At 65.3% G+C, this 16,643-nt stretch carries 24 protein-coding genes; 21 read left to right on the top strand and 3 right to left on the bottom strand.

Going from position 1 to position 16,643, the window contains the following annotated elements; genetic code table 11:
* The first annotated feature begins 44 nt into the window (after positions 1–44).
* Positions 45–605, top strand: a complete 561-nt coding sequence (locus AB0N05_RS37800; protein WP_364703733.1) for a hypothetical protein — start codon at positions 45–47, stop codon at positions 603–605.
* A 77-nt stretch (positions 606–682) separates the two neighbouring features.
* On the opposite strand, the gene AB0N05_RS37795 is transcribed toward AB0N05_RS37800, so the two are convergent.
* Entirely contained in the window at positions 683–1,453 is a 771-nt protein-coding gene (locus AB0N05_RS37795; protein WP_364703731.1) for a hypothetical protein, read from the bottom strand.
* Between the two features lie 846 nt (positions 1,454–2,299).
* Between AB0N05_RS37795 and AB0N05_RS37790 the strand changes: the two genes are divergently transcribed.
* Positions 2,300–2,659, top strand: a complete 360-nt coding sequence (locus tag AB0N05_RS37790; RefSeq protein ID WP_364703729.1) for a hypothetical protein — start codon at positions 2,300–2,302, stop codon at positions 2,657–2,659.
* Between the two features lie 153 nt (positions 2,660–2,812).
* Here the strand turns inward: AB0N05_RS37790 and AB0N05_RS37785 are convergent, their stop codons facing one another.
* Together AB0N05_RS37785 and AB0N05_RS37780 are read right to left on the bottom strand one after the other, a co-directional pair.
* Entirely contained in the window at positions 2,813–3,178 is a 366-nt protein-coding gene (locus tag AB0N05_RS37785; protein ID WP_364703727.1) for a DUF397 domain-containing protein, read from the bottom strand.
* A complete protein-coding gene (locus AB0N05_RS37780) occupies positions 3,175–4,077 on the bottom strand; it encodes a helix-turn-helix transcriptional regulator (protein ID WP_364703724.1) in 903 nt (300 codons plus the stop codon). The genes AB0N05_RS37785 and AB0N05_RS37780 overlap by 4 nt, the downstream gene beginning before the upstream one ends.
* A 243-nt stretch (positions 4,078–4,320) precedes the next feature.
* On the opposite strand from AB0N05_RS37780, the gene AB0N05_RS37775 reads away from it, so the two are divergent.
* The 19 genes from AB0N05_RS37775 to AB0N05_RS37685 all read left to right on the top strand — a co-directional run bounded on the left by AB0N05_RS37775 (position 4,321) and on the right by AB0N05_RS37685 (position 16,629).
* Positions 4,321–4,479 carry a hypothetical protein gene (locus AB0N05_RS37775; RefSeq protein ID WP_364703721.1) on the top strand — a complete coding sequence of 53 codons (159 nt, stop codon included), beginning with the start codon at positions 4,321–4,323 and terminating at the stop codon, positions 4,477–4,479.
* Complete coding sequence (locus AB0N05_RS37770) at positions 4,476–4,865, top strand: hypothetical protein (protein WP_364703718.1); 390 nt, start codon at positions 4,476–4,478, stop codon at positions 4,863–4,865. Before AB0N05_RS37775 ends, AB0N05_RS37770 begins: the two co-directional genes overlap by 4 nt.
* On the top strand, positions 4,850–5,152 hold the full coding sequence (locus AB0N05_RS37765) for a hypothetical protein (protein WP_364703716.1): 303 nt from the start codon (positions 4,850–4,852) through the stop codon (positions 5,150–5,152). Before AB0N05_RS37770 ends, AB0N05_RS37765 begins: the two co-directional genes overlap by 16 nt.
* Positions 5,149–5,673 (top strand): hypothetical protein, encoded by a 525-nt coding sequence (locus tag AB0N05_RS37760; RefSeq protein ID WP_364703714.1) that lies wholly within the window; start codon positions 5,149–5,151, stop codon positions 5,671–5,673. Before AB0N05_RS37765 ends, AB0N05_RS37760 begins: the two co-directional genes overlap by 4 nt.
* Positions 5,674–5,678: 5 nt before the next feature.
* The gene (locus AB0N05_RS37755) at positions 5,679–6,107 is read left to right on the top strand and encodes a hypothetical protein (RefSeq protein WP_364703712.1); all 429 of its coding nucleotides are present in this window, start codon (positions 5,679–5,681) and stop codon (positions 6,105–6,107) included.
* A gap of 680 nt (positions 6,108–6,787) precedes the next feature.
* The gene (locus AB0N05_RS37750; RefSeq protein ID WP_364703709.1) at positions 6,788–7,510 is read left to right on the top strand and encodes an SAF domain-containing protein; all 723 of its coding nucleotides are present in this window, start codon (positions 6,788–6,790) and stop codon (positions 7,508–7,510) included.
* Between the two features lies 1 nt (position 7,511).
* Positions 7,512–8,351, top strand: a complete 840-nt coding sequence (locus tag AB0N05_RS37745) for a hypothetical protein (protein ID WP_364703707.1) — start codon at positions 7,512–7,514, stop codon at positions 8,349–8,351.
* On the top strand, positions 8,348–10,051 hold the full coding sequence (locus AB0N05_RS37740; protein ID WP_364703704.1) for an ATPase, T2SS/T4P/T4SS family: 1,704 nt from the start codon (positions 8,348–8,350) through the stop codon (positions 10,049–10,051). Before AB0N05_RS37745 ends, AB0N05_RS37740 begins: the two co-directional genes overlap by 4 nt.
* Complete coding sequence (locus tag AB0N05_RS37735) at positions 10,051–10,992, top strand: type II secretion system F family protein (RefSeq protein ID WP_364703701.1); 942 nt, start codon at positions 10,051–10,053, stop codon at positions 10,990–10,992. The genes AB0N05_RS37740 and AB0N05_RS37735 overlap by 1 nt, the downstream gene beginning before the upstream one ends.
* Positions 10,989–11,906 carry a type II secretion system F family protein gene (locus AB0N05_RS37730; RefSeq protein ID WP_364703698.1) on the top strand — a complete coding sequence of 306 codons (918 nt, stop codon included), beginning with the start codon at positions 10,989–10,991 and terminating at the stop codon, positions 11,904–11,906. The genes AB0N05_RS37735 and AB0N05_RS37730 overlap by 4 nt, the downstream gene beginning before the upstream one ends.
* 13 nt (positions 11,907–11,919) lie before the next feature.
* Positions 11,920–12,153 (top strand): hypothetical protein, encoded by a 234-nt coding sequence (locus tag AB0N05_RS37725; protein ID WP_364703695.1) that lies wholly within the window; start codon positions 11,920–11,922, stop codon positions 12,151–12,153.
* A 95-nt stretch (positions 12,154–12,248) separates the two neighbouring features.
* A complete protein-coding gene (locus tag AB0N05_RS37720; RefSeq protein ID WP_364703693.1) occupies positions 12,249–12,413 on the top strand; it encodes a hypothetical protein in 165 nt (54 codons plus the stop codon).
* An 89-nt stretch (positions 12,414–12,502) separates the two neighbouring features.
* Positions 12,503–12,862 carry a hypothetical protein gene (locus AB0N05_RS37715; protein ID WP_364703690.1) on the top strand — a complete coding sequence of 120 codons (360 nt, stop codon included), beginning with the start codon at positions 12,503–12,505 and terminating at the stop codon, positions 12,860–12,862.
* Positions 12,859–13,365, top strand: a complete 507-nt coding sequence (locus AB0N05_RS37710) for a TadE/TadG family type IV pilus assembly protein (protein WP_364703687.1) — start codon at positions 12,859–12,861, stop codon at positions 13,363–13,365. The genes AB0N05_RS37715 and AB0N05_RS37710 overlap by 4 nt, the downstream gene beginning before the upstream one ends.
* A complete protein-coding gene (locus tag AB0N05_RS37705) occupies positions 13,362–13,871 on the top strand; it encodes a pilus assembly protein TadG-related protein (RefSeq protein WP_364703685.1) in 510 nt (169 codons plus the stop codon). The genes AB0N05_RS37710 and AB0N05_RS37705 overlap by 4 nt, the downstream gene beginning before the upstream one ends.
* Before the next feature lie 20 nt (positions 13,872–13,891).
* Complete coding sequence (locus tag AB0N05_RS37700) at positions 13,892–14,476, top strand: hypothetical protein (protein WP_364703682.1); 585 nt, start codon at positions 13,892–13,894, stop codon at positions 14,474–14,476.
* Positions 14,477–14,561: 85 nt separating this feature from the next.
* Complete coding sequence (locus AB0N05_RS37695; RefSeq protein ID WP_364703679.1) at positions 14,562–15,338, top strand: hypothetical protein; 777 nt, start codon at positions 14,562–14,564, stop codon at positions 15,336–15,338.
* 134 nt (positions 15,339–15,472) lie between these two features.
* Positions 15,473–16,018, top strand: a complete 546-nt coding sequence (locus tag AB0N05_RS37690; RefSeq protein WP_364703677.1) for a hypothetical protein — start codon at positions 15,473–15,475, stop codon at positions 16,016–16,018.
* Positions 16,019–16,029: 11 nt separating this feature from the next.
* Positions 16,030–16,629, top strand: coding sequence for a hypothetical protein (locus AB0N05_RS37685; RefSeq protein ID WP_364703674.1), 600 nt, complete (start codon positions 16,030–16,032; stop codon positions 16,627–16,629).
* Positions 16,630–16,643: the final 14 nt, after the last annotated feature.

Raw genomic sequence — 16,643 nt, 5'->3', positions numbered from 1 at the left:
GAGTTGACGCTACTTTGCCCCCTACTGCAGATAAAGTGATTGCTGTGAAGGAGCTGCTGTCGCTGAAGGAGCTCGGCGAAGTCCATGGTGTGCCCGAGCAGGCCATGAAGAAGTACTTCAAGGCCGATGCCAAGAAACCACCAGGCCGGCGGTACTTGCCGGACCCCGACTTCGTCATCGGGGGCGGCCGGCTGCGTGGGCGTGTACCGGGACTCGAATTGATCGAGGAAAGCGACGACGAGAGCAAGAACAACCGTAGCGACGCCCGTTATGGGTGGTTGCCGGCGACAGGCCTGGCCTGGCAGAGGCCTGGGCAAGGAGCACGTCGAGACCTGGCACAACCTGGAGAGCCGGCACCCGCCTACATCGTCGAGCAAATCGCCGCCGCTGTGCAGGTCGTGCAGGCGACTTATGCGGTCTCGGAGCTGTTGATGAGCGAGCCGATCGGCGACGACAAGGCCCACCGCCGATGGAACAGTCGCTACGAGGCCGCGGTGGCTACTCGCGAGGCCGCCCGAGGCGCCTTCGCGGACACCTTCGGCGACCAGGCACCGATTCCTACCCCTCAGCAGGTACTGCATCAACAGCACCGGCACGCGGACTGACCGTCGGCCGCAGTCGCACCGATGAACCAAGGATTGCTCTGACCGGGGAAACGTCACGTCCCGCGCAGCCAGTGATGTCAGAAGACCTGATGGGGTTCGCGGCGCGGGTCGCCGGCTTCGCCGTGGTCGCGCCGCTGGGTGTCGACCCGGTCCCACAGGCCCGCGGACGTCATCATTCCCGAGGAGCGCACCAGGTCGTCCTCACGAACGGTGCCGCGCAGTTCGACGACCAGGTCGACGAGGGTGTCCTCGAGAATGCCCTCGGCGGCTTGGCACATCCGCCACACCTGTTTGAGCTCCCACGCCAGCAGCAAGGGGGAGGCGAACGCGAAGCGCCCGCACATCAGGGTGACGCGCTCCACCTGAGGGTTCGTCAGGCGGCTCGGGTCTCGTGGATCAGCCCAGGTGGCAAAGAAGCTGCTTTGCGCGCACTCGATGGGATCCATCCGCAGCAACTGCCCGACCCCGTCCCAATCGGGCAGCTTCAGCCCCGAACGGACCTGCTTGATCGCTCGGCCGAAGGCCCTCTGACAGGTCGTGGTGTACGAGGCTAGATCGAGGCGATAGCCCGCCAGGCGGCGCAGGTCCCCGACGGTGCGGAAATCGTGATGCCCGTGGGTGAAGTCCGTAGCGGTGCGCAGCGCGTCGATCGCCTGCCAGCGGAACTTGGCGTCCTTGTAGACCCCGCGATGCCAGTCGAGATCATCTGGCCAATGAATCGGCTCGGTCCTGATTTGCGGCAGTAACTGACCGTCGGCGGTCCAGTTCAGTCGTCCAGTGGACACAGTCGCGCCGGGGCCGGTCCCGGAGGTAGCCGGCGACTTTCCAGTGCCCAGCGGTGACGCCATACCAACGATGGTCGCATGCCGAGCCGACACCAGCGTGCAGAAGCGGGCAACGAGACCGGCGTGGAATTGATCACGATCGCGCTCCGCGGGCCCGCGCGCGGGGCGATCCGATCGCGCGCGGGAACCCCGCGCGCAGGTGAACGACCGCGCTCCGATCGCGCTCGGAGTGCCGGATCGCGCGCGATCGACTCCCGAAGCATGATCCAGGTGGTGGCAGGGACGAGACAGTTTCCTGCCTTCGCTCTGGTGTCCGTAGCCGCGCCCTCGACGAAATTTGCACCAACGCCACTGAAACGGCCGCAATAAACGCGCCCAGCGATAGACCAAGCCGACAGCCGAATATCAAGGAGGGAGACCGTCAGAGAGGCCTTGGAGCGCCGCAGCTTCAGGGCGTCTCGCATGAGGGATGTCCGCGAAATGCCATCATTTGTTGCTGTTCCTCGGAATAATGATCGCGGCAGCTACAGCGTCCTGACCAGGGCAAATGGTCGGGCAAGGGGTTGTGCTAGGTGCGTTGGGTGCGCCTGCCGGGCGCTGAGGTGTTCGTGGTGTCCGGGTCGGGATCTACCTTCCGCGCATGACAGCACACCGCTTCGGCTACGGCCGCGGGCACGACGTGACAGCGCGGTGGAGAACCCCGTTCTCAGACTCGTTCGCATGCCCGAACGCGTACACCACGGAGACGGCGGAATGACGGCGCCCCGCAAGCGGCGAAACCGCCCTACGCCGGCCCGACACCGCAAGGATCTCCCCCCGGCCGCCGCCCGCCCAATGCCGTTGCCCGCCAGACTGCCCACAGACGATGGCACCGGATCCGACCTCGCGCCGCGCGTCACTACCCCGCCGGTGAATAGGGACGATCTGACCGACCGCTGGGTCACGCGCGCCACGTCAAGCGATGAGCATCTGCTGCGGTCGCTGACGTTGCTTGAGGCGATCACCCAACTGTTGCAGGTCCTGGTCCAGGTTCTGGTGTTGGTGGTTGTGTTGGGATTCGGCCTCTACATCGCCGTGCGCGCCCTGGGCTTGCCTCCGCAGGTCGCATTCGGGCTCGCTGCGGCCGGCACGCTCGGCGTGGTGGAGATCGCGCGCCGTTTGTCGCGCCGCGCGTTTCGGTTGGTGCGGGCGGCTTTCGCAGCCCGCACCGCTACCGCGCAGGACGGTCCCGGCGTGCCACACGGTGACAGCTCTGTCTCGGGGAGCTAGGCACCGCCCGCTAACTTCCGGAGGGGACGTGTCGTCGCCGCAGGTCGAGACCCCATTCACGCGGGTTCGGAGGAGCGTCGAGTCGACGACGAAGGCCCCCGGTTTGTAAATTCCGGAGGCCTTCGGAGATGTTGTGGCGATGAGCAGAGGGTTTCAGGCCAGAGCGGCGACGACGGCGGTATCGAACTCGCCGGCGTGGATGGCCGCGACAAAGGCTTCCCATTCCGAGGGTGTGTAGGTCAAGGCGATGTCGCTGCTGCGCAGGGTCACACTGCCGTCGGCCGTAGCGTCCACGGCGATGACCCCCGGGCACGCGGTTCGCCCGGCGACGGCATCGACGAACACGTGCCAGTCAAGCATGGCAACGGTGAGAACTGGCTGTTCAGCGGGGTTATTTCCTGGATCGCGCTGGTATTTGCTGTCGCGAATGGACACGGTCTCGTCGCCGATGTTCACTTCGACGCAGTCGGAGTTCTGTCCGGAGAAGCTGGACTTCTGCCACTGCGAAGGCGTGATCATTTCTGCAGTCCTTTCAGTACGGTATGCAGCAATTCGCGGGTCTGGTCGTCGGTGAGCGCACGCTCGACCATGTCTTGCCAGACCTGGCGATAGGCCGCGACCTCATCGGGTTTATCCAGGTAGAGAGCGCCGGTGATGGTGTCGGCGTAGACGAGGGGATCCTCGATCGGGACGTCGCCTTCCAAGTCGGGGGGAAAGTCCATGAGGCTGAACGCGCCTGCCACCGCGCCGCCATGGATGCCCACGTCGAAGGGCATGACGCGGATGGAGATGTTGTTTTGCTGGCTGGCGGTAAGAAGGTGTTCGATCTGCTCGGCCATGATCTCCGGGCCGCCGACGGTGCGGCGGATCGCTGCTTCGCTGAGGATCGCCTCGAGGCGTGGGGCGCGCGGCTTGCTCAGGACCGACTGGCGGTCCATGCGCAATTGCACCCGCATGGCGGCCTCTTCTTCGGTGGCGTAGCCGCGGGGTGTGTCGAGCACCGTTTCGGCGTATCGCCGGGTTTGCAGAAGGCCGGGAATCACTTCTTGCTCGTACTTCCGAATGAATTCCGCGGCGTTCTCCATCGCGATGAACAGCCGCATATGTTCTGGCAGTGCGGTTTTGGTGTAGTCGTGCCACCAGGGCTTGTTGCCGTTGCGCGTTTCGGCGGTGAGTGCCAGCAGTTGCTGGCGGAGCTCGTCGGGGGCCTTGTAGAGGTCGAGCATCGCGCGGACGTCGGCTTCGCGGAAGCGCACCGTTTCTGCGCCTTGCTCGATACGACCGATGGTGGCTCTGCCGCGGTCGAGATCTTCTGCGGCGTCGTCGAGGGTCTTACCTGCCTGCTCTCGTAGGAGCTTGAACGCTCGCCCGATGCGCCGGCGCAGGAGCGTCGTGGGGACGGATCCTGTGTTGGCCACTATGCCCTCTTTCCGAGTCACTCTTTCTGAGAGTTCTCTCTCTCAAATTAACACGCCTCAAATGAGACGACCCGGATGTGTGAAATCAGCCCGGTCGCCCGTACATAGGTGTACCAACTCTTCATGAGACGTCACTAAGAGTAGTCTCCGACAGGTCATTGCAAAATGAGACGTCTCAAACGATACTGATAAACATTCGTCCAACAGCGCACCAAGAGAACCCCCACTAGGTGGTGAGGCCCGATGACCGGCCAGCTGACAGCGCACACCGGCACACCCGATGTCCTCTGTGACATCGAGTTCGTGATGGAAGTGGACTACGCCGGCGACGAGCAGTGGCTGGTCCACCTCGTAGCCCGCGCCGCGACCACCGACAGTGCGCCACTGCGGGAGCGACCATGACCGTGCAGGTGGGCCGGGCACTGATCGCCAGCGATCAGACCTCCATACAGGCGGTATTCATCGGCGATCGCCGGTGGATGATCTCGGGCTTCCGCGGCCGCCAGTTCACTCTCGAACAGGCCATCATCGCGATCCAACTCGCCGAGGCCCTCGAGAGCGAGGCTCCCACTGCGGCACAAGCCCCTCCGACCCAGACTTCCCCCGTGGAGGAGTCCTACTTCTGGCCCGATCTGAATCTGTGGGCCGCCCAGCTCGGCATCACTGTCCGGGAAGCCGCTGTCCTGTTGGGGTTTCCCGAGTCCTCGGCGCCAGTGCTGTCGCCGTATCCGACCAAGATCTCGACGACTCCCGCGAAACGGAGGTGGCTGCGATGGCTGCAGCCCTGATGTGTGCCTACCTGCGTGACGACCTGGCCGCCCCTGATGCGATGACCCGCCTCGAGCAGTTCGCCGGGGAACAAGGGTTCCAGCTGGCCGAGACCGTGCACACCACGGATCCGCAGGCCGGCTTCGAACAGCTGTCGGTGGCGGTGGCGCGCGCGGAATGTCAGCACGTCGTGATGCCGTCCAAGGCTCACCTGCACGGCGTCCCGGCAGATCGGTTGGCGCGGTTGCGCCGGGGCGGTGTGTGGATCTGGTTCGAAGAAAGCGACCGCGGAGGAGGAGCGCGGTGACCGCCATGACCGATGACACCCGACTTGTCCCGAGCCAGCGCATCACCGGAGCCGCAGCGGTGCTGCCGTCGGCGCACGAGGTGGTGTGCGCAGTGTGGGGGACCTCGGTCGAGGCATCGGGCGGTCCCGACGCGCGGGAGATCCTGGTTCATCTGCACGACTTGGCCGAGCTGTATGCCGCCCAGATCCACGCGGAAGAGCACCAGCTGCCGCGCCCGGAGGCGTACGAATTCGCTTCCGGGCGTGACTATCTCACCGGCCGCATCGACTCGATCCTGCTCACGCGCCTTTCGGACCTGGCCGAGAACGATCGCCAGGATCTGGTCACGCTGTACGAGGAACTCGCCGCGATGGCCGCACGCACCCAGCGCGCCTGTCGCAAACACCTCGGCACCGCAGACCCCGCCGTGCACGAGCAGTGGACCAGGCTCGCCGAACTCCGCGACCTCTATGCCGACCGGGTGACCACGCTGGTCAGCGTCCCACCGTGGCTGGCCGACGTCATCGAGGGGCCATGGTGAGCGCGGTGGTTCTCGCCGCCGACCATGTGGTTCTCGTGGCCGCGCAGCCCACCACACTCGGATGCGCAGAAGTGCTGGTCCTGGCCACGCTGTCGCGGTGGGGGATCGGTGCCGCGGCACCGGAGGTCGGCACCGTCATGCGCGAGCTGGTCTCGGAGACCGCGCAGTCCACGCCGGCCTGGAGCCGGTTCGTCGCCGAGTTGGTGCTCACCACGAAGGGCGTGATCGTGCGGATCGCCGACTGCTGCGATCGCGCGCCGATCGACGGGCGCTGGACCTGTCGCTTGAACGAAGGCGGGGGACGTGTCGTCGAGCAAGTTGTACCGCTGACCGAATCAAGTTTCATACAAACCCCGCTACAAGCGATTACGCTCACGCAAAACCGCGGCAAAGGGGTACACGCAGGCGGAAAGGGGGCAGAACATGACCTCTGAAATCGCCCAGGGGCAACGGTGGACGTCTCTTGCTGTGCCTCCCAAAACAGCTCTCTCATTCGCTGCAAAGTCGCTGAATGCCTTGCGGATTCGAGTTTCGACGGTTGACGAGTACGACGCCGATGTGATCCAACGCACCGTTTCCCCGCAATTGTCGAGGGGCTCGAAGTGGCGGCGAGACCGTCGAAACGCGACACACAGCAGGTGCCCGGAGATCGACGTCGGCTCGGGAGGCGGTTACTCACCTCCGGATCCCATCGCGGTCCCATGGGTGGAACATCGCGGCTCAATTTATGTTTACAAGATGCCGAAACACCCCTCTACCTCTTGTTTTCCAAATATGCCCGCCGTAGTGTCAAGGCTGGAAACGATCAGGTTTCCAGCCTTGAGGCGGGTCCGACGCAGCGCGATTGTGACTCGGGTAACACAACGGATGTCGTTTGCGAAACCGATTGAGAAGGCTCTTTTGATCCACCTGGTTTCTCAGAACGCGACATTCCTCGAGCGTCCCGGTTTAATGGGTGGTGTGCATGAATGTGACGCAGTTCACATTGTGGAGCGATCGAAGAGCTACTCGTCGATCGGTGCAACCGCCTGCTGGGTGTCGAGGCCCGATACAACCGCTCACCTCTTGCACGTCCCGGACGCACCGCTGTCCCTGACCCGCACGGAGCTACGCCATGTCTGATTCGAAGCTGACACCCCTGCCCCGGAGGTTCTCCAACTCAGCCCGGGCCTCGACCAACGGGTCGGCACATCCGCCGCAAGCCGTCGGCGACCCCGATCCCGTGCACACGCCGGTACGGGCGCGTCGGCGTCCGGTGATCCTCGGACTCGGGATCGCGGCGGTGTCGGTATCGATCCTGGGAGCGGTCGGCGTGGTCAACGGACTGCGCGACACACAGGAAGTGCTCGTCCTCACCAAGGACGTCTCCCAAGGCGAGATGATCGCCACCGACGATGTGAAGGCTGTGCGCATCAACTCCGACGCCGGCCTCGACGTCGTCTTGGCGGCCAGCCTCGACCAGGTCCTGGGCAAAACTGTCACCTCCAACCAAACCGCGGGCACCATGCTTAACCCGCGCCTGCTGGTGACCGCGGTAGTCCCGCCCAAGGGAACGTCGCTGGTCGGCATCACGGTCACCGGCGACAAGATTCCGGGCGAGCCGCTGGCCGTCGGGGACATGGTGCGCCTGGTCGACACCCCCCGTGATCAGGAAGGCTCCCCGGCTACCGCGCCGGTCACCTCGAATGCGCAGGTCTACGCCATTCACCGGCGAGATGAGGCCGGCCAGAGCCAGGTCACCATCGACGTCCTGGTGCCCGAGGCCGAGGCGAACTGGGTAGCAGCGCGCGCGGCCACTCATCGTGTGGCCGTCATCTTGGACACGAGGGAGCGATGACATGTTGCTGGCACTGACCTCCGCCTCCGGCGCTCCCGGCGTCTCCACGACAGCCCTGGCTCTCGCCCTGCACCGCAAACCGGACTACACCTTGCTCGTCGAAGGTGATCCGGTCGGATCCTCACCCACGATGGCCGGATACCTGCGCTCGGAAATCAATCGGCGCACCAGCCTGAAGAACCTGATCGAGGGCGACCGCCTCGGCCACCTCTACGACGCCGTCGCCGCTGAGGCGATCCAGCTCCCCGACTCCCGGGTGAAACTGCTGCCCGGCCTCGTGCACGCCGGACAGTCCACCGCGATGGAGCGCACCTGGCCACACCTGGCCGAGCAACTGTCCTATTTTGCGCCCGAATACACCGTCGTCGTCGACGGTGGCCGGATGAGCACGGCCCCCATGGAAGTGATGCGCCGCGCGGACGTCATCGGCATCGTCGTCCGCCCGACCCTGCCGTGCATCGCGGCGCTGCAGTCGGCCCTGGTCCCGTTCACCCAGGCGCTGACCGCCCACCGGTCCCAGGCCCGGGTGGGCCTGATCGTGATCGGCGAATTCGGGCAGAAGTGGGCGTTCCGTGGCCACCAGTACGACGCCGACGAAATCGCCAAAGCCGTTGGGATGGAAGTGATCCTGCCGTTGCCCTACGACGCGGCCGCCGCCCGGATGTACAGCGAGGGCATTCCGCTGTCGAAGTGGCGCCAGCGCCGCTCGATGTACATGCTCACCCTGCATCACAGCTGGCCCATCATCGAGAAATTCAGGTCCCGCAAACGTCCCTGGACCGATCCCGGTGTCGATATCGACCCCACCACCCTCGCGTCGGTGGGGGGTGGGGCCCGATGACCAGCGTGCCTCCGACCCCGCCACGCCGCAGCCTGTCCTCGCTGGTGCATCGCCCCAACCCCGCAACGGTCAACGCCATGCCCGCAGCCTCCGGACCGAAACCTGATCTGGCCGCAGTGGTCACGCCCTATGTGGTCGACGACGACTTCGCCGCCATGGACTACCGCGAGACCGCCGGAAACTACGCGCCTTCCCCCGAAGCCGCGGTCGCCGGTCTCGATCGCGCGCTGCACGCCAACGGCAACGGCAACGGATACTATGTGCCGCCGAATATGACAGCACCGCACAGGGATTCGAACTACGAGGCATCCATCGCTGCCGCCCGACGCGGGCTGGATCGGGACCTGGTGGACCGGCTGGCCTCCGACGTGGCCGAGCTGCTGGTCGAGCGCCAGCGCGCCCGCGCCGCAGCCGATCCGAACAGCAGCTCGGAATTCGACTACAACTCCACCGAGAACCAGCATGCCGGTAGCGAGATCATCGCCACCCAGGTCCGCCAGCACATCCGCACCGTCATCGACGCCGGGGTGCTGCCACCGGAGCCGCACGAGGAGCTCGCGCTGTCCCGCGCGATCTTCGACCACGTTTTCGGTCTCGGCGTGTTGCAACCGTTGGTGGACCGTCCCGACGTGGAGAACATCCTCTACACCGGCGGGCACGTGAGCATCATGCACCCCGACGGCAGCGACGAGCAGGTCGACGGCGTCTTCCGCAACGAGGAAGAAGCCATCCGCTGGGTGCGCAAGCTCGCTGACCGGGCCCCGGGCGGAGGACGACCTTTCAGCCCCGCGAATCCGGCGATGAGGCTCAACCTCGGAGGCGACGACATCCGACTGTCGGCGCTGGGCTGGACCACCAACGGGCTGGCACTGGCGATCAGAAAGCACCTGCACAAAGACATCACCATGCATCGCTTGGTCGAGATGGACGCGATGCCAATGGAATTGGCCGACATGCTTATCAGTGCATCGTTGGCGGCGTGCTCGACCGTGGTCAGCGGCCCCATGGGCGTAGGCAAGACCACCATGGTGCGCGCCTTGTGCGCCGAACTGCCTGCTCAAACCCGGATCGGCACCGCCGAGATGGTGCGCGAGCTGTTCTTGCACCAGTTGCCCGGTCGTGGACCGTATGTGGTGAGCGCGGAAGTCATCACCGGTGGCGGTGAGCGCAACGAGCTGACCGATACCCTCAAGGGCCGCTTCGACCTGCACTCCATCCTGGCCGAATTCGTGTCCCAACAGCTCGAGCGCGTCATCGTAGGTGAGGTCGCCGGCCGCGAGATTCTCGCACTTTTCAAGGCCATGCAGATGGCACACGGCAGCTTCACCACCGTGCACGCGATCAACGCCCGCGCGGCCATCGAGCGTCTGGCGACCCTGGCCTGCGAGGAGCCCGGCGTGAGCTGGGAGTACGCGATCCGCCAGATCGCCTCTCACGTGCAGCTGATCGTCCAGATGCGGACACAACGCACCGCCGACGCCGACGGAACAATGCGCAGCCACCGGCACGTCAGCGAGGTGGTGTGGGTGGAGCCAGGCGAGAACGGTTATCCCGCGATCAGCACCTTGTACCGCAGACCCTCACCGCTGGCTGTCCCGCAGTACGGAACCATGCCCGAGATCTTGCGAGAGAGGCTGATTCCCTTCGGATTCCGGATCGCCGACTGGCCGTCACACAGCCTGCGGACGGAGGTGGTCTGATGTACACCCTGGGAGCCATCGGTGTCGTCCTCGCCTTCTTCGGCGGCACGTGGATGATCTGGTCCGGGTGGCGTGATCGCCGGGATCCGTTGCGGCCCACCAGTACGCGCCGCCGCCGGTCCACGCCCCGGTGGACCAAGCTGCGTCTGATCGCGGGAACCCTCGTGGGCGTGATCGCCTGGGTGACCACGGGCTGGTTCCTGCTGCTGCCCGCCGCCATCGGCTTCGCGATTGTCCTGCCCAGGATGACCGCTCGCCGGGGCGCCGATCGCGTGATCGCCCGCCTGGACGGCCTCGAAGAGTGGCTGCGCCGTCTGTCGAGTCTGCTCAACGCCGGCCTCGGCCTCGAGCAGGCGATCCTGGCCACCCACAAGACCATCCCGCACGAACTCGAACCCGAGATCCGACGACTGATCAGCCGATTGGGCAGCAATTCTCCCACCCGGGCTGCGTTGCTCGAGCTGGCCGATTCCCTCGACGACGCCACCGGGGACCTGGTCTGCTCGGCGGTCATCATGGGCGCGGACATGCGCTCGTCGGGCCTGCCCAAGGCGCTCAAGGACTTCGCCGACACCGTCGCGGCCGACGTGCGCGACCGCCGCCAGGTCGAAGTGGAGCGGCGCAGCCCGCGCATGCAGGCACGCACCGTGTCGATCATCTTCGTCTCCATCCTGGTCTACATGTTCACGCTGACCGACTACATGGATCCGTATCGGCGACCCGATCAACAGGTCATCCTGATCTTGCTGCTGGCGCTGTTCGCGGGACTGCTGGCCTATATCGCGCACCTGACCCGCCCGATCAAACCCCCGCGATTCCTGGCCGAAGCCGAACCGGCGCACAAATGGTGGAAGCCAGGAGAAACCCCAGCCGCACAAGCGGTTACGGCCCCCGCTCGCAGCAACGGCGCTACCTCCCATCGAGGAGGTGCACGCGCATGAGCCTGTTGGCCAAAGCCATCCTGTTCGCCATCCTCGGTGGTGCCGGACTCACGCTGATCGTCGCCTATCTGCTGCCCGGCCAGCCCGCGCTGCGCGATGCGCTGGACCGACTGAACGGCAAAGCAGACGCGCCGACCGACCTGTTCGACGAGGACGCCGCGGCCGCGAACGGCCTGATTCAGCAACTGACCCAACGCGCAGGCCGTGCCGCCTACCCGTGGCTGACCCGCGTTCCGTGGTTGCTGCGCGTCCCCACGCAGGATCTGGCGATCCTGCGCCGCAGCCCGGTCTCCTGGCTCGGCGACAAGATCCTCAGCGCCACAGTCGGTCTCATCGCCCCCAGCATGGTGAACATGGCACTGGCCCTGTCCGGCGTGACCATGGCCTGGCAGATTCCCATGGCGCTGGGCCTGGTCCTGGCCGTGGTCCTGTGGTTCGCCCCTGACCTGGAAGTCCACGAACGCGCCGACGCAGCACGCCAGACTTTCCGCCGCGCCCTGGGCGCGTATGTGGAGCTGGCCGCGTACGCCCGCAACGCGGGCATCGGTGTCACCCAGAGCCTCGAGGCCGCCGCCAACGTCGCGCCCACCTGGGTGTTCCGCCGCATCGCCGACGCGCTCGGTGAAGCCGCCTACGCCGGGCGGACCTCGTGGTCAGCACTCGAGACCGTCGGCAAAGAACTCGGTGTCGTGCAGCTGGTCGACGTCGCTCACACGATGGAGCTCTCCGGAACCCATGGTTCGAGCGTGTACGACACCCTGCGTTCACTGGCCGCCAGCATGCGCAACGAAATGCTGACAACCGACCAGGGTGGCGCGCGTGATGCCACCCAGAAGATCGCCATCCCCCTCGGGGCGATGGTGATCGTCTTCATCGTCATGCTCGTCCTCCCTGGCCTACAGGCCGCCTTCTAGAAAGGAAAGAACAATGGAAAGCACAGCGACACAACGAGTTACCGCCGCCATTGGGCTCGCCGCCACGGTCGTGTTCCTCACCGCGTACACAGCACCGGAGAAGGTCGCCAAGTGGGCGCGCACCACGCGCGGTCGCGGCGAAATCGTCAGCCAGGTGATCCTCATCGCCGGACTGGCCGTCCTGGCCGTCGCCGCCGGTGGCTTCATCGCAGGCAAGGTCTGGGAGCACCTCAACCGAATCCAGTAGCCCGACGCCACCGGCATCGGGCAGTTGTTCAGCCACCACGCAGGCCACGGCTGCGGAGCCGATGCCGCCATGCAACGAACCCGAAGGAGCATCGAATGTCCACCACCGAGACCGCAGTCCTGGTCGCCACCGCGCTGGGCGCTCAAGCACTGCTGTGGCTGGGACGGGTACCGGAGACCGCCGCAGACGTCCTGCGAATCTGCAGCCTCGCATTGCCAGTGTTCATCGGGCTGGCAGCGCTTGTGCCCCACCTGGAATGAGGTGAACCATCATGAGCCCCGCGACAGCGAGACCCATTCACAACCGAACAATTCAGTGGTTTCACCACACCGCCACCCGGGGCAATGTCGTGACCACCGCCATCCTGGGCGTCGTCACGGTCATGATGTTCATGGGCCTGCTGCAGGCCATCCTGTACTTCCACGCCCGCTCGATCGCCATCGACGCCGGTGAAGAAGCCCTTAAACAGGCCGCCAGCCAATACGGCAACGTCGGAACCGGTACCGCCGCCGCCTATGCGTTCATCGGTGCCACCAACGCTGGCGCTTTCCAGGCTCCCGTCGTCGTCGTCAGCCGCGGTGCCACCAACGCCACCGTCGATGTGACCGGCAAACCGCCGTCGCTGGTATGGATCTGGCACCCGATCGTCCACATTCACCTCGAACGACCCGTCGAACGGATCACGATCCCGGGGGTGCCGACATCATGAGCACCATCAAATACCGACAGGGAGGTGTCATCTCCGCCGCTCAGCGGCAGTTTTCACGCGCTGCCCGATGGATGCGTCGCACTGCCGACCGCGGTGACGCGGTCCTGCAGACCGTCATCCTCACCCCAGCGATACTTCTACTGCTCGGCGTGATCATCGTGGGCGGAACCGTCGCCCTGGCCCACCAGAAAGTCCAGCATGCCGCGATGGAGGGCGCCCGTGCCGCCTCCATCGCCCGCCCCGCCATATACGCCTCCCAGCCGGCCGCGCGAACCGCCGTCGAACGCGACATGATCGCCAAAGGACTCGTCTGCACCAGCACAGACGTCTCCATCGACACCACGTCCCTCGGTTTCGACCCCGGGATTCCCGCCTTCGTGAGAGTCACTGTCCGCTGCGACATCGAACTGAGCGTGCTCGGGATCCCGCTGATCGGCGGGCACCGCACCATCACCGCCTCCGCCATCAGCCCGGCGGATACCTACCGGGAGCGTGTCCGATGAGCAGCCGACTCAATTCCACCTCGCACACCGGTACCTACGCCCAGCTGTATTCAGCGGCCTGCGCCGGTTTCGCTTGGACACGCCGGACCGCTGCCCGCGGTAGCTACCTGGTCTTCTGGGTCATCCTGGCTTTCGCGTTGATGCTCGGCATGGGCCTGGTCGTCGACGGAGGCGGAAAACTGAGCGCCAGGCAGTACGCCAACCATGTCGCCGAAGAAGCAGCGAGAACCGCTGGCCAACAAGTCATTCGGCCACTCGGAATGCGTGGTATTGCTGCGGTATCGGATCCGGTCACCGCGCAAATCGCGGCCCAGGCGTACTTGGCCCTGCACCCCGACGTCCACGGCGTTGTCATCCCCACCGGTCTTACCACCCTCACGGTCGTGGTCACCGTCGTCTACCAGCCCAAGATCCTCAGCTTGTACGGGGCTGGGCCGCAGACTGTCACCGGACGAGCAGTGATCACCTTGAACAGGACCAACAACGGGGCCGTCGGGCTGCCGTGACGATCGACAGGAGGCCGCTAATGCGCACACCCCTCAAACTCGCCATCGCCCTCGCAGCGACGGTGATGATCACCGGATGTGGCAGTGAAACCACGAACAACACAGCGGTCATCGGTGGCGAATCAAGCAGCTCAGCGAAGACGTCCAGCAACAACGCAAACCCGCAACAAGCCGCCTCTGAACAAGCTATTGCGTTGGTAAATCGGTACTTTCAGACGATCTCACGGCTTGACGCCGATCCCACAGTGACGATCAATGCTGTCGATGACGTTGCGGCAGGGCAGGCCCTCACGACAGCCAAGGCTGACGTGACCACGCGCCGCTCCCAAGGAATCGTCATCACAGGCGAGATCAAAGTCGTCGACGCCAAGGCCGCCGAGGTGCGTCTCGATGCCAAGCCAGCATCAGTGCAAGTCCATGCGTGCCTTGATATTTCGACGAGAGATGCCAAGTTCCCCGATGGATCGAGTGCGAACGCAGCGAATCGCAACCCTCGAGTGTCGTCACAACTCACCGTCGAGAACCCCTCGTGGCCGGACTCCCGCGGATGGCGAGTAGTAGCAGATACAGGAAAACGAGGAGGTGAGGCATGTGAGAAGGCATAGCTTCCGGGGACCGCTCCTCGCATTCGCGGTTGCTCTAGTCCTGGCCAGCGCCAACACGATGCAAGCCGTCGCTCAGCCAGGCGGCGTGGTGGTCGACCCACTTCCCGGCGGTGACTACGGTGTCGGCGTCTATGCGTCCGATCCAGGTAGCCAGGCCGGACCGCCGGCATATACCGACACGACCGTTGGTGGCGGGCAGCCTTCTACGACGGGCACGAACGAGTGGACGGAGTGGAGTAGCGCTGGCACGCCCTACGTCTGTAACCCACAGACCTGCATGTTGCCACTTGGTGTTCCGAGCACTCCTCGCGCCGTCGTGGACCCGTTGACGGTGGCGCAAGAGTTGGTCACGGGTATGCAGATCAGAAGGATCGCGATCGGTATCGTTCCGGAGCCCGATGACCCGCCCGGGTCGAGGGTCGGGTTGATTGGCATGCCAGTGTGGTTGTGGGACACCACTTTACCGCCCGACAGTGAGCACACGCGCGGCCCGATCACGAGGTTCGCGACGGTCGGAACATTGACGGTCAGCGCGACCGCGGTGAATACCGCCGTGGTCTGGAATCTCGGCGACGGCGGTCTGCCGGTTGTTTGCCCGCTGCCCGCAGTCAACAACACCCCGTATTTGGATGTCTTCCTTGATCTGCCGCCGATCACCGGTTGCGGTCGTTTCGCGCCGGGCTGGAGGAAGACCTCCATCGACGAACCGGGCGGGCAGTTCACCGTCTCGGCGACGAGTTTGTGGGTGGTGACGTGGACCGCGACATCGGCGACCGGCACCGTTGGTGGTTCGTTCCCGCTGCTTCCGACCGCGACCACGCAGGTCAGGGTCGGCGAGATGCAGGTGTTGGGGGCGAATTGATGCCGAATGTGAGCGAAGTCGATGCCGATCGCTGTCACAGCGGGGTGGCAGAAGTGCATCTCTGTATCGGTAGGGGAGCCGCACGTCCGGAGGAGGTCGAGGTAGTGGTTACGCCGACAGACAGCGTAGGGGACGTGGCATCGCCGCAGGTCGGGCCGATGGTGCCGCGGCCGTGGTCGGTGCCGGCGATCGCTGCGGTGGCCGTATGCGCTGGTGCGGCGGCGAAGTTCGGGACGTCGCTGTTCACCGTGGTCTGCATGGTGGTGGCGATACCGGTGACCGTGGCCGCTTGGACCGATCTGCGAACGAAGACGTTGCCGTTGCCACTGGCCGCGATCGCGATCACCGGTGCGGTCGTCGGGACTGTGATCGCGGGAGTTGTGGATCCCGGCTCCTCGGTGCGAGGGCTTCTCGCGGGTGTCGCGGCATTCCTGGTTCTTTCGCTCGTTGGGGCGCTCACGCAGGTGTACGCGTTCGGGGATGTGCTGCTGGTGACGCCGCTGGCGATTCTGCTCGGTTATCAGGGGTGGGAGTTCTTGGGGCGGGCAGCGGTATTCGTGCCGGTCGTCGCGCTGCCTGCCGCCCTGATCGCCATCGTGCGGGCCCGCAGCTGGAAGGCGTCGGCACCGCTGGGCCCGTGGCTGTTGGTGTCCGCGGTGATCGCGTTGGCGACGGTGTGAGGGAGGTGGACGTGGTGGTGATGGTCCGTCGAGTCGCCGCTGGTGCGGTGCTAGTGCTCGCATCGGTGTTCGTGGTCGGCTGCGCCAGCAACAACACCGATTTGCCCAGTTTGGGTGGAACGCAGCTGTCGGGACCGAAGGGAGTGGCTCAATCGCCCGAGCAGCAAGCCACCGGCGGGGCAATGGAAGCGGTCACCCGGTACTACGTGGTGCTGTCGCGGGTCCTCACCGGCGGTGATGAGGCCGAGTTCGAGACCGTCGTGGGTCCGGACTACCTGGATCCGCTCAAGCGCGAACTGGGGGCCCTTCGTGCGCCGGGAGTGACGATCACCGGAAAGGTGTCGGTGGCCGGGAGCCCGGATCCGTCGCGGGTCGTCGCTCCCCAGGATTCGGACAAGAACCCGATTCCCGGTGAAGCCCAGGTCGAGCTGCGCGTGTGCGAGGACCGCACCCAACTGAAGGTCACCGGTGCCCCCGCGCAGGCGGTGGGGCCGCAGACGCGGCTGCGCCGATTCCAACTGATCAACACCGCATGGCCGGATCCGAAGACGTGGAAGATCGCCCGGCAGTACGTCCCGTTCCAGGACACCAGCTGCGACAGCCTGTACTAGGCGGCAGCACAAGG

Origin of the sequence: Nocardia sp. NPDC051030 (assembly GCF_040683015.1) — a bacterium.
In the GTDB taxonomy this organism is placed as follows: domain Bacteria; phylum Actinomycetota; class Actinomycetes; order Mycobacteriales; family Mycobacteriaceae; genus Nocardia.
Note: the sequence above shows the minus strand (reverse complement) of the source record. Positions and strands in the feature narration are given on the sequence as shown.

Excerpts from the sequence above, each read along its gene's own strand:
- AB0N05_RS37710 (WP_364703687.1), top strand. The coding sequence starts at position 12,859 with ATGAGCACCATCAAATACCGACAGGGAGGTGTCATCTCCGCCGCTCAG.
- AB0N05_RS37770 (WP_364703718.1), top strand. The coding sequence starts at position 4,476 with ATGACCGTGCAGGTGGGCCGGGCACTGATCGCCAGCGATCAGACCTCC.
- AB0N05_RS37775 (WP_364703721.1), top strand. The coding sequence starts at position 4,321 with ATGACCGGCCAGCTGACAGCGCACACCGGCACACCCGATGTCCTCTGT.
- AB0N05_RS37700 (WP_364703682.1), top strand. The coding sequence starts at position 13,892 with ATGCGCACACCCCTCAAACTCGCCATCGCCCTCGCAGCGACGGTGATG.
- AB0N05_RS37750 (WP_364703709.1), top strand. The coding sequence starts at position 6,788 with ATGTCTGATTCGAAGCTGACACCCCTGCCCCGGAGGTTCTCCAACTCA.
- AB0N05_RS37735 (WP_364703701.1), top strand. The coding sequence starts at position 10,051 with ATGTACACCCTGGGAGCCATCGGTGTCGTCCTCGCCTTCTTCGGCGGC.
- AB0N05_RS37725 (WP_364703695.1), top strand. The coding sequence starts at position 11,920 with ATGGAAAGCACAGCGACACAACGAGTTACCGCCGCCATTGGGCTCGCC.
- AB0N05_RS37765 (WP_364703716.1), top strand. The coding sequence starts at position 4,850 with ATGGCTGCAGCCCTGATGTGTGCCTACCTGCGTGACGACCTGGCCGCC.
- AB0N05_RS37795 (WP_364703731.1), bottom strand. The coding sequence starts at position 1,453 with ATGGCGTCACCGCTGGGCACTGGAAAGTCGCCGGCTACCTCCGGGACC.
- AB0N05_RS37740 (WP_364703704.1), top strand. The coding sequence starts at position 8,348 with ATGACCAGCGTGCCTCCGACCCCGCCACGCCGCAGCCTGTCCTCGCTG.
- AB0N05_RS37785 (WP_364703727.1), bottom strand. The coding sequence starts at position 3,178 with ATGATCACGCCTTCGCAGTGGCAGAAGTCCAGCTTCTCCGGACAGAAC.
- AB0N05_RS37720 (WP_364703693.1), top strand. The coding sequence starts at position 12,249 with ATGTCCACCACCGAGACCGCAGTCCTGGTCGCCACCGCGCTGGGCGCT.
- AB0N05_RS37705 (WP_364703685.1), top strand. The coding sequence starts at position 13,362 with ATGAGCAGCCGACTCAATTCCACCTCGCACACCGGTACCTACGCCCAG.
- AB0N05_RS37730 (WP_364703698.1), top strand. The coding sequence starts at position 10,989 with ATGAGCCTGTTGGCCAAAGCCATCCTGTTCGCCATCCTCGGTGGTGCC.
- AB0N05_RS37745 (WP_364703707.1), top strand. The coding sequence starts at position 7,512 with ATGTTGCTGGCACTGACCTCCGCCTCCGGCGCTCCCGGCGTCTCCACG.